This is a genomic window from Streptomyces sp. NPDC044061 (assembly GCF_056434305.1).
The window spans coordinates 1-2,529 of sequence record NZ_JBWKFL010000151.1; the positions used below are offsets into that span (position 1 = coordinate 1).

Sequence of the window (2,529 nt, forward strand, 5' to 3'; positions counted from 1 at the left end):
GAGAGGCAGTTGAAGAGGCAGGTGCGGATCTCGCTGGCTCGCCGTCCGGTGAGGATCTGCAGCAGGATCATGCGCATGGCCTGCGGGTCGTCGAAACCGCGGGCGGTAACCTGCTGTCCATCGTCGCGGGTGACCAGCATCTGCTCATTGCGGCCAAGGCCGAGCAGGGGGAGGGCGGCGGGGATCTGCGCGAGCGCGTGGTCGTCGACGTAGTGCTCGTCGTTGAGGTCCCGCTGCTGCGGGATGCGCGAGACCTGGCGGAGCCAGCCGGCCGCGTGCGCGTCCGTGGCCCGGGACCACGCAGTGTTGGGTCCGAGGACCTGGCGGGCTTCGGCGGGGTTGGCCGCGACGAACGCGAACAGCTCGGCGACGGCCCGCAGGTCGTCGTTAAGCTGTCGGGCGGAGACCGGACGGCTCGCGAACCGCTGCTCGGACTGGCGAAGGAGACGGTTGGCGGGGTCGGCGTCCCAGCGGCGGAAGGCGGCGGCGGTCTGGACCGCATGGGCGGGATCGCCCAGGATATCCAGGGGTTCGGTGAAGGTCTCGAGCCATCGGTCGAAGCGGACGAGACAGCGCATGCGTTCCTGGCTCACCGTGGACCAGCGCAGGACTCCGGCCTCGAGCTGGGTGCCGAGCCACCACTTCACCGCCTCCCGCAGCCACGGGTGGCTGATTTTGGAGGGTGAACAGCCGTAGTGGGCCTGGGGTTCGTGCTCTGCCAGTGGGATGCGCGGGTCGCATCTCGGGTGCCATTCGTCCTGCGTCCACCAGGGCTGTTCCGAGCAGCGGACGAGCAGGGCGAGGCGGCTGAAGCGGAAGATGCCTCGCAGCCGGGCGATGCTGCCGTGCGGCGGGAGCCGGCCCCAGCGGGTGGCATAGAACCACCGCTGCAGGGCGGCCGCCGTCTGCCAGTCCATGGCGCGGATCGAGGGCGGGAACGGATGGTCCTCGCGGATCGCCCGGCGCAGAATGTTCGCGAGCTGGTTGGTGCCCAGCACCGCCGACCGGGTCCCGTCCAGGGCCTGCCAGTGCGCCATCCACGCCAGCTCGGCCGGAATCGGATCGGGCAATCCGGTCAGCTCGATCCTGCGGTCGCCGTTCTCGGTGATCTTCTCCCAGTCGTCGATGCCGTCCCCGACGACCGGCCCTTTCCAGGGCTCGGGCAGCGAGGACCAGAGTCGCCAGATCGGGTCCTCGCCGCCGAGGGCGTGCAGATGCCGCTGTTCACCGGCCATCGTCGACCTGCCAGGAGGAGATGTACGACTTCCAGTTCGCCGCTGCCCGCAGGGCCTCGTCCTCGCGGACCCAGCCATAAAGGTCGATCGTGGTCTGCACGTGTGCGTGTCCAAGTCGCCGCGAGACCACCCACTCAGGGGTCCCGGCCAGCAGCAACGCGGTCGCATGGCTGTGGCGGAACCAGTGCGGCGTCCAGGAAGCCGGGCCGATGTCCTTCCTGCGCAGGGCGGCAGTCTTGTCCCGCACCGTCCCCTCCCGCAGGGCTGCCAGCAGCGGGGGCCGGGCCAGGTTCACCAGCAGTGGCGAGTCCGTACGAATCTCCATGCCGAACTCGGCGGCCCGGCAGGCGAGGTGGGTGAGGTAGTCGGCGAAGAGGCGTTCCAGGTCGGTGCCGACATAGACCCGGCGTGGGCGCATCATCTTCACCCTCGCCCCGTTCGCGTTGTCCTCGCGCGGCACGATCTCGACATAGGGCGTACTACCACGGCCCATGACGAAGTCACCGATCCGCAGGCCGAGAGCCTCACCCAGGCGCATTCCACTCTCCGCGAGCAGGGCGAACAGCAGCCGGTCACGGAGATTACCCGCCCATTCGCCCACCGAGGTGTCCGGCATCGCGCAGCCGTCCAGGATCGCCTGGATCTCAGTCGGCAGCAGCAGCGGCGGCCGTTCGCGGCGACGATGCCGGCGGACTCGGACCAGCGAGGATGGACCCGGCGCGGTGCGGGCGTCCAAGTGCGCGAGGAGGCCGCGAGTCGGCGCCCGCCGCGGTGCCCCGCGCATGATCCGCCCCGCCACCGGCACCGAGAAGACCGCCTCCTGCCAGCGGTAGAAGGAGATCAGGGCGGCAAGTCTTGCCTCCAACGTCTCCGGCGCGGGCGCGTCTTCGGGCTCGAGCAGGGCGTGTTCGACGGTGCGGCCGTTGCGCAGCCAGGACAGGAACCCGGCGACGGCCGGGACCCCGAGGTCCTGCCACTTCGCGGTCTCGTCGCGCTGTTCGAGGAACGTCCACCACTGAGCCAGTGAGGTCGCATAGCCACGGACGGTGTTCGGCGACCACAAGAACCGGTGGGCCTCCAACCACTCTTCGACCGGGGCGACTGTCCGGTACTTCCCGTCGATCACGGTCCACGTCCGCTGCCCGCTGGCGGGCTGGACAGCCAGGCTGTGTGCCACTGATGCAGTTCCGTCTCGTTGAAGAACTCCCGTTGATAGCAATGCATCAACGACACAGAACGCTCACGGTGACGCTCGTCGAAGACATAGAAGAGAGAGACTCAAGCCCCGTTGATA

Annotated in this window: 2 protein-coding genes; both read right to left on the reverse strand. The window is 69.0% G+C overall.

The genetic code is table 11. The annotated features are described in order from the left end of the window. Positions 1–1,235, reverse strand: a 1,235-nt coding sequence (locus tag AC07CM_RS50680) for a hypothetical protein (protein WP_478883325.1), incomplete at its 3' end; no start/stop codon positions are given. Then, the gene (locus AC07CM_RS50685) at positions 1,225–2,412 is read right to left on the reverse strand and encodes a tyrosine-type recombinase/integrase (RefSeq protein WP_478883326.1); all 1,188 of its coding nucleotides are present in this window, start codon (positions 2,410–2,412) and stop codon (positions 1,225–1,227) included. The genes AC07CM_RS50685 and AC07CM_RS50680, both read right to left, overlap by 11 nt. Positions 2,413–2,529: the final 117 nt, after the last annotated feature.